Source organism: Isoptericola haloaureus (assembly GCF_036689775.1).
In the GTDB taxonomy this organism is placed as follows: domain Bacteria; phylum Actinomycetota; class Actinomycetes; order Actinomycetales; family Cellulomonadaceae; genus Isoptericola; species Isoptericola haloaureus.
Genome location: NZ_JBAGLP010000073.1, coordinates 1 through 346, shown reverse-complemented (window position 1 = coordinate 346; position 346 = coordinate 1). Strand labels below are relative to the sequence as shown.

Annotated in this window: 1 protein-coding gene; it reads left to right on the top strand. The window is 78.3% G+C overall.

The genetic code is table 11. The features are described 5' to 3' along the window. Positions 1-101 (top strand): winged helix-turn-helix domain-containing protein (locus V5O49_RS00230; protein WP_332900460.1); only part of this gene is annotated, 101 nt, incomplete at its 5' end. Positions 102-346: the final 245 nt, after the last annotated feature.

The following is a 346-nucleotide window of genomic DNA, read 5'->3' as shown; positions in this document are numbered from 1 at the left end:
TCAAGCGCATCCGGTCCAAGATCGAGCCGGACCCCGGGGCGCCGAGCCTGCTGCTGACGGTGCGCGGGCTCGGCTACAAGTTCGCCGACACCGAGGGCTGAGCCGGAGCGAGCGTGCGAGCGCAGGCGCGGCCCGACCGTCTGTTCTGTGGGCTGAGCCGGAGCGAGCGTGCGAGTGCAGGCGCGGCCCGACCGTCGGTTCGGTGGGCCGGGCCGGCGCCCGCGTGCGGGCGGCGGCGCGGCACGGCCGCGTGTTCGGAGCGCGGGTGCGGGGCCGAGTAGCGCTCGGCGGCCGCGGCCCACCGCCAGGACTGGGCGCCGCGCGCGCGCTCCGGCTCAGCCCACAG